The following is a 7,767-nucleotide window of genomic DNA, read 5'->3' as shown; positions in this document are numbered from 1 at the left end:
CACCGGTCAGCGCCTTACCTGATTGAAGTTGTTCTAATGCTTTATTAAAGTCGAATTCTTGAGTCATAGGTCATTCCTGTTTTTAACAGTTTACTGAAATGACACAGATTTCTAAACACTACCAAGCAAGGAGTTAATCAATTCGCAAAGCCAGAATTGAATGCAAATGATTTTACGAACGGAATGCCGAAACAACTTTCCTTAATTTAAAGTGTTTCCAATGAGTTGAAAGTTCGGGATGCAAAACTATGCCCCCCCGAACTTAAACGTTAATTCGCGTAGTCCAGTATTTGAATATTCCAGCATTACTTGGCGACTAAAACCTTTTGTTCCTGTGTTGTCAGCTCGCTTGGGAATTCCCAAAAAATATCGTCCAAAGCTATGGACTGAATTAAGTAATCAAAAACTTGAAGTGACTGAAATACTTCGGCGGTTTGTAACAAACTGCCTCCGCTAAACTCACCATCCGGTTGGCAATAAATGCTTTTATAGTTCGTATATAGTCGAACATCTCGGCTCGTAATTAAGGCATAAAGTTGACTGGGGTTATCCTGTTTAACGGAATCACACAGCTTTTGCTGAATGGACATTTCAACTTCTTCTGAATTGGCTGTAACGTTTAATGTAACGGATCCCAAAACAGTAAAAACCAACCACTTTAAACATTTCATAACGAACTCCTCACCGAGTTACTTTTCAAGTTTAGGCATGATCACAGACAACACAGTTTTCCCTTGACAGATCAATACCTGAGAATGCAACAATTATATAGCACATAATTTGAACAACATTAGGCGTATGATGAATAGAAATGTGCGAGATTGCCGACTGTGTCGCTAAGTTTTAATAGAGTTGGATTTATGAGATTATCCGCCTTTTGTTACCGACTTTCCTATGTTCTATCTCGTGATTAAGATACTTAATGCAAACGTTTTAACTCATCAACATTTCTCTGCATTAAGGCCAAATAGCTTGAGATATTTTACTTCCCATCTGGAATGACAAAGTGAATTCTTATATCTAAATTTCGAGTAAATATCCATTGTTGTGTGTAATCGTAAAGTGTTCAAAATCATCATACGCTGATAATTTGACTGATGCGCTTATCGAAATAGAAATTCATTTAACCATTGCGTTTGAAAGTCTCAATTAAAAACCTGATTTCGTCCTTTTTCTTTTGCTTTATAGAGAGCATTATCCGCTAGCTGTACAAGGTGTAAGCTATCAATATTTTGACTTGGTTTAACGACCGCGACGCCAACACTCACCGTAATTCGATTGGCAACTTTGGATTTTGGATGGGATAAATTAATTTCAAATACCATTTTCCGAAGCTTTTCAGCAACGAGCACCACCTCCTGCTCGTTGACCACACCTGATATCAGTACCATAAATTCATCACCACCGTAGCGAACCGGCACATCACTGGCACGTCGAAATAAATGCTTGATTACATTGGCTACTTTCAAAATACATTCATCACCTTTTGCGTGGCCAAGTGAGTCATTATATTGTTTAAAATAGTCAATATCGCAAATAATCAATGCTAGCTTTTTTCCATCTCGATTAGCCCGTGCAAACTCTTTTTGGTAACAGTCATTAAAGTAACGACGATTGTAAATTCCAGTCAACGGATCGGTAATGGATAGTTGTTGTAAGCGATTATTCAGTTCTATTAATTCATTGTTACGGAGTCTGGTTATTTTTTCGATGGCTTCTTTTTCTTCTTCAAGCTCTTTTTTTGAGAGCAGTTGATTTACGATCAAGCGTACTTGGGCATTATCCCATGGTTTACTAAAGTAATAGGAAATTTGCCCCCTATTAATTGCATTTACCGTTTCTCTATTGTCTGGTTGGCCAGTAATGACAATCCGGATTACAGAAGGCCAGCTTTCCGCGATAATGGACATAAGTTCGGAGCCCGACATATTTGGCATTTTCATATCTGAAATAACTAAGTCGATCGTATTTTCTTCTATGATTTTAATGCCTTGTATTGCCGAAGTGGCTTTATAAAGATTATGACCCGTAGGCACCAAACACCGACTTAATGCATTCACGACTTCAACTTCATTATCGATGATAAGAATGGAGCGCTGTTTTAATGGAAGCATGGTGGTCATAACTGACTTTTGACTGCTTAAATAACACGCTATCAGGAATGTTAAAGTTTAGGCCCACTTTCATAATTTTGCGAGATAGGAATAGAAAGGTCTATTACGCTATTTTTTCAAATAATTATTCACTCTAACTGCATGATTCCTGTTTACGTTTTAATATCAAAAACGGTATTTATCGTCACATCACCTTATCAATATCCTCTTACGAGATACTCCTTCCAAAAATAAACCATTACAATATAATCCCTATGAAGCATAAAATTAAACGTGTTAAGCTTTTTGTATACAACCTTGAGCAGACAAACTCTTTTCTGTATTACTCCCTGTATTTTTGCGACCAGTCAAAAATGTAGATTCCAATTCTGTTTACTCTCATTACTTTCAAATCGCAATACATTGGTCGACGCGATCTGAGTTCATTAATTGACAGTAAACGTTAACTGCAAATTGACTATTCCGGAGTTAAACTTAATTAATTTTTATAGTCAATGGTAGGATTTAAAACAAAGTAAGCAATTCCCGGACGTCATCAAGTACCTGTACTGGTTGATGTGGATGTAACTTGTCAACATGATGCGCCCCATACGAAACGCCAATACCTTTCATGCCCGCATTGCGTGCCATTTCCAAATCGTGAGCGGTATCACCCACCATGACACACTCTTCGACTTGCCAGTTATTTCGCTTCATTAATTGAAAAAGCATATCAGGGTGCGGTTTCGAATGAGCTTCATCTGCGCAGATACTATCCATGAACAAATGCGCTATCTGAACTTCGTTAAGTACACGCGTCAAACCCTGACGCCCTTTTCCAGTAGCAATCGCTAAATGAAATCCATTGGTCTTAAGGTTGGTCAATACGTCTACTGTTCCTTCAAACAGTGGCGACTCAACATGCTTCCCTTCCACATATTGAAACCGATATTCTTCATACAAAGGCTGATACATACTTTTGTCGGAATCAGGAAATAAAAGTTCAAACGACTTTTCCAAACTCAATCCAATAATATGGCGTACGGCGTCTTCCGTTGGAACCGGTAAACTCAACACTTCTGCTGTCGCTCTCATAGCCGCTACAATACGAGGTGTTGAATCCATTAAAGTGCCATCCCAATCGAAAATAATGTTTTTTACCTGCTTCATTTCAGTTGCTCCAACAGCCCGGATAAAGCGTCGTCGTACTCAGCCATCACTGTGATTTTTTTGCCATCACGCTTTTCTTTAAACGCCAACTTGCACGCATGAAGAAAAAGCCTTTGATACTCGAAATGCTCTCTCAAGTGTTCGTTAAAGCTTTCGTCGCCGTATTTAAGATCGCCGGCAATCGGACAACCTACAAACTGAGAGTGTACCCGTATTTGATGCGTTCGGCCGGTGATTGGGCTGCATTTTACCAATGTGCAATTATCAAATGATTTTTCAATAGAAAAAACAGTACAGGATGGCTTCCCCTCTTGATCTACCCTTACAATCCGCTCGCCAGACTTCAAAGTATTTTTCTTCAAAGGAGCATCCACTCGCTTAGTTCGTTTTGGCCACTTACCACTTACTAATGCGACATACTCTTTATGCATGGTTTTGTCACGTAATTGCTCATGCAAATAACGAAGTACACTGCGCTTTTTTGCCACAAGTAAACAACCACTGGTATCTCTATCAAGACGGTGAACCAGCTCTAGAAATCGGGCATCGGGCCTGAGCTCTCTAAGTGCTTCAATCACGCCAAACGATAACCCACTGCCCCCATGCACTGCTATACCAGCAGGCTTATTCATTACCAGTAAGCCATCGGTTTCATAAATGATGTGTCGCTCAAGCTCTTTTACTCGGTCGAGATTGACATTAATGGGTGCACGACTGGATTCGGCTACACGAACCGGCGGTACACGAATCACATCTCCTGCAACCAATTTATAGGGAGCTTTAACGCGTTTTTTGTTAACACGCACCTCTCCCTTACGCAAAATTCGATACACATGGCTTTTGGGGACCCCTTTAAGAATCCCTACCAAATAGTTATCAATACGCTGACCTTCGTGATCTTCGTTGATGGTAATTAATTGGACTTTATTCAACTTGACTATTCTTTATGCAAATCATAGGTTTATTAGACGACTATTCTACCATTAATTAATAAATAAATTGATGGTGCAGCGCATCCCTGCTATATTTCGTGAGTTGAATGAAATTGGCGAAATGCCTTGAAAATATAGAGAAATTTAACACTTGTAGCCTTAAAAATGAATGATTTTTAAGCAGGCTAAATTGAGAAGCTGTCATGAAATAATGTCATGAGCTGCAAGTTTTTAACACCAAGCACAATAATTCGCAGGCAATAGCCTGGAGAACAGTTGGAAAGGCGTGTGTAAGACTTGAGCCGAAAAAGCGCCGAGCAACACGCAGGAATTTTAGACCCGTTTAATAAATAGACTTCATTAAACGTTGTCGATTGATAGGAAACGCTATCAAGGAAAGTAATACATAGTGAATACTTTCAATAAGTTACACACACTAAAGTCATAGCTGGCATTAAAGGCATGGTTAAGTGTGTTTGCTTGATCCTGTAATTTCCCTCCAACTCCTCCCGCCTAACGTCTGCTCACACAGTAAAAACGAGAGATATTACAACAATGAAACGTATGTTAATAAATGCAACTCAGCAGGAAGAACTGCGAGTTGCACTGGTAGATGGTCAACGCCTATACGATCTGGATATTGAATTACCCGGTCGCGAGCAGAAAAAAGCAAATATTTACAAAGGTAAAATCACTCGCATAGAGCCCAGCTTAGAAGCTGCCTTTGTTGATTATGGTGCTGAACGCCATGGCTTTTTACCTCTAAAAGAAATTGCTCGAAGCTATTTTAAAGATTCATCCCTTCGTGGTCGCTTAAACATTAAAGATGTCGTTGAAGAAGGTCAGGAGCTGATCGTTCAAATCGATAAAGAAGAACGAGGGCAAAAAGGCGCTGCGCTGACAACCTTCATCAGTTTGGCAGGTAGCTACGTCGTTTTAATGCCAAATAACCCAAGGGCTGGGGGTATTTCTCGCCGAATAGAAGGTGATGAACGCGATGAGTTGAAAGAAGCATTACGCAGCATAGAAGTCCCTAGGGGTATGGGCTGTATTGTCCGAACTGCAGGTGTTGGCAGAGGTGCCGAAGAACTGCAGTGGGATTTAAAAGTTCTAACCAATCTTTGGCAAGCCATTCAAGACGCCGCAGCGGCACAAGCAGCGCCGTTTCTCATCCATCAAGAAAGTGACGTGATGATTCGCGCAGTGCGAGACTACTTGCGACCGGATGTCGGTGAGATCATAATTGATAAGCAAGATGCTTTCGATAAAGTTCAACGACATTTACAACTCATCCGTCCGGACTTTGTCAACCGGGTAAAACTTTATACGGACCGCGAGTTTCCTCTTTTTAATCGTTATCAAATAGAGTCGCAAATCGAGTCCGCATTCCAGCGTGAAGTGCAACTGCCTTCTGGTGGCTCAATCGTTATCGATCCTACCGAAGCACTGATTTCGATTGATATTAACTCGGCACGTGCCACGAAAGGATCTGACATTGAAGAAACGGCACTGAACACCAATATCGAAGCAGCACAAGAAATTGCGCGCCAATTACGGTTGCGTGATATTGGAGGCCTAATCGTTATCGACTTTATTGACATGTCGCCAGTAAAACATCAGCGCGAAGTCGAACGAGTGCTCAATGAAGCACTACAGCAAGATCGAGCCCGAGTACAAATTGGCCGTATCTCTCGTTTCGGCTTATTAGAAATGTCGCGTCAGCGCTTGAAGCCATCTTTGGGAGAGTCCAGTCAAGAAACCTGCCCACGCTGTAGTGGAGTTGGTCGAATTCGGGGTATCGAATCCTTATCATTATCAATATTCCGCTTAATTGAAGAAGAAGCAACCAAAGAGTCCACTTCTCAAGTACAGGCTTTTGTTCCTGTTGAAGTTGCTACGTTCCTATTAAATGAGAAGCGTAAAATCATTGCTGCCATAGAAAAGCGGCGCCGAGTGAAAGTCGTATTAATTCCGAACCCCGAATTAGAAACACCACACTTCGAAATTCTGCGTTTACGTGAAGAAGATGTGACCGATCAGCGCAGTTTCGAATTGAAAATCCAAACCTCCGAAGAAGAGAGTAAATCAGCAGCTTACGTTCCACCCGCTTCGAAAGTCAGCTCAGAAGTTCCGGCTGTACAAACTATTCAAGCGCCTACTGCACCGGCTCCGGTAAAAACAGCCTTAAAGGATGACGAGAAAAAGTCCAAGCCTGGATTACTCAAGCGCATAGTCGAGTTTCTTTTCGGTTCATCAGAAGACGAGAAAAAGAAAAAGCACGACGACAAACGTGACGGTAAAGGCCGTCGCAGTGGGCAACAACAACGAGGTGGTAAAGGTCAGCGAAGACGCCGAGGCAGTCAAGGTGGTCGTAGAGGAGCAAACCGTAACGATCAACAAGACGAGACTCGCTCGACAAAACCTACTGGTCAACAAAGCCGACGCAGTCAAGGCGGACGTCAACAAGAACGATCCGAAAGTCGAGACACTTATCAAAAAGAATCACAACGGCCAACAAAACAGCCACAGGAAAAACGCGAAGAGCGAGTACCTCGTTCCGAGCGCATAGAAGCGCAAAAAGAAGCTCGCGCAAAAAACAAAGAAATTGCTGAATCCAACAAAAACGCTGTAACGGAATCTAAACCACAGTGCGATCAACAGGTTGCTGCTGAGTTAAAAACTCATTCATCTTCTCAATCGCCTACCGCAACAACTGGAAAAAAGCCTGAAAAATTGAAAGAAGCACAGGTTGAATATACGGCGACAGTCAGTAAAAAACAGGTGAGTGATTACACATCGAAAACCACACCCACTGCGGAAACGAAAACACCCATTGAGTCAGAAAACACTCGAGCGCAGGTTTCCAAGGATACACAGTCCGATAACGAACAAATCTCTCGCTCAAATGAGCAAAAGCAAGAACAAGCGCCAATAGCTGTTAAAGAAGTGGAAAAGCCTGTTGTTGAAGCTCAATCTAAGCCAAATGAAACGGATACTTCGGAAGCTAACCCGGAAGTATCAAAGCAGCAACCAATGATGGTAGAAGCGAAAGAAGTTAAGTCGGAAATCAAACAAAGCTCGCCTATTATAGGGCATGCGCAAAGCCCAATGGCGAAGCCTGCTTCAATTGGTGAATTAAAACCTGCTGAATTCAACTACGTAAGCAATGCTAACCTGAGTACTCCAGTTACCCATAAACTCAGTGAAGAAAAAGCAGCGTCTAGCAGTACCAGCCCAATGGCAAAAGCTTCAATAGCTTCACTTGAAGTCAGTGAGTCCAAAAGCAAAGTACCGCATGTTGAAACACATGATAAAAGCCCGTCTTCAGACGAAAATAATCCATCGGATGATGACTCAGTGAATCAAAGTACACACTCTGAATATACATTGCCTCAAGATTCGGAAGTTAACTCGTCACCAGACGTAAGCCAAACACAAGTTTCTGATGAAACTTCTGAAGGCAACCAATCAAAAGATGTAACGGAAAACGACAAAATCAGTGAAGAAGTTGAAGGCGACTCTAATAAACAGAACACCCTATTCTAATTTTTAGGGATTATTAAAAACGGGAA

5 protein-coding genes are annotated in these 7,767 nt (G+C 41.4%); 1 reads left to right on the top strand and 4 read right to left on the bottom strand.

The features are described from left to right. Positions 1–305: 305 nt before the first annotated feature. The 4 genes from ACTUJY_RS12095 to rluC all read right to left on the bottom strand — a co-directional run bounded on the left by ACTUJY_RS12095 (position 306) and on the right by rluC (position 4,195). The gene (locus tag ACTUJY_RS12095) at positions 306–671 is read right to left on the bottom strand and encodes a hypothetical protein (RefSeq protein ID WP_463616349.1); all 366 of its coding nucleotides are present in this window, start codon (positions 669–671) and stop codon (positions 306–308) included. A 474-nt stretch (positions 672–1,145) separates the two neighbouring features. Next, positions 1,146–2,123: a GGDEF domain-containing response regulator gene (locus ACTUJY_RS12090; protein WP_463616348.1), complete on the bottom strand. Its 978-nt coding sequence runs from the start codon at positions 2,121–2,123 to the stop codon at positions 1,146–1,148. A 495-nt stretch (positions 2,124–2,618) separates the two neighbouring features. After that, positions 2,619–3,263 carry an HAD family hydrolase gene (locus tag ACTUJY_RS12085; protein ID WP_463616347.1) on the bottom strand — a complete coding sequence of 215 codons (645 nt, stop codon included), beginning with the start codon at positions 3,261–3,263 and terminating at the stop codon, positions 2,619–2,621. Continuing rightward, a complete protein-coding gene (gene rluC / locus ACTUJY_RS12080) occupies positions 3,260–4,195 on the bottom strand; it encodes a 23S rRNA pseudouridine(955/2504/2580) synthase RluC (RefSeq protein WP_463616346.1) in 936 nt (311 codons plus the stop codon). Before rluC ends, ACTUJY_RS12085 begins: the two co-directional genes overlap by 4 nt. Positions 4,196–4,750: 555 nt before the next feature. On the opposite strand from rluC, the gene rne reads away from it, so the two are divergent. Beyond that, on the top strand, positions 4,751–7,741 hold the full coding sequence (gene rne / locus ACTUJY_RS12075; RefSeq protein ID WP_463616345.1) for a ribonuclease E: 2,991 nt from the start codon (positions 4,751–4,753) through the stop codon (positions 7,739–7,741). The last annotated feature ends 26 nt before the right edge of the window (positions 7,742–7,767 follow it).

The organism is Pleionea sp. WD8-19, assembly GCF_055326765.1.
This window is presented reverse-complemented; position numbering and strand designations above follow the sequence as displayed.

What these genes read in the sequence shown, in the direction of transcription:
- ACTUJY_RS12095 (WP_463616349.1), bottom strand. Translation starts at nt 671, where the DNA reads ATGAAATGTTTAAAGTGGTTGGTTTTTACTGTTTTGGGATCCGTTACA.
- ACTUJY_RS12090 (WP_463616348.1), bottom strand. Translation starts at nt 2,123, where the DNA reads ATGACCACCATGCTTCCATTAAAACAGCGCTCCATTCTTATCATCGAT.
- ACTUJY_RS12085 (WP_463616347.1), bottom strand. Translation starts at nt 3,263, where the DNA reads ATGAAGCAGGTAAAAAACATTATTTTCGATTGGGATGGCACTTTAATG.
- rne (WP_463616345.1), top strand. Translation starts at nt 4,751, where the DNA reads ATGAAACGTATGTTAATAAATGCAACTCAGCAGGAAGAACTGCGAGTT.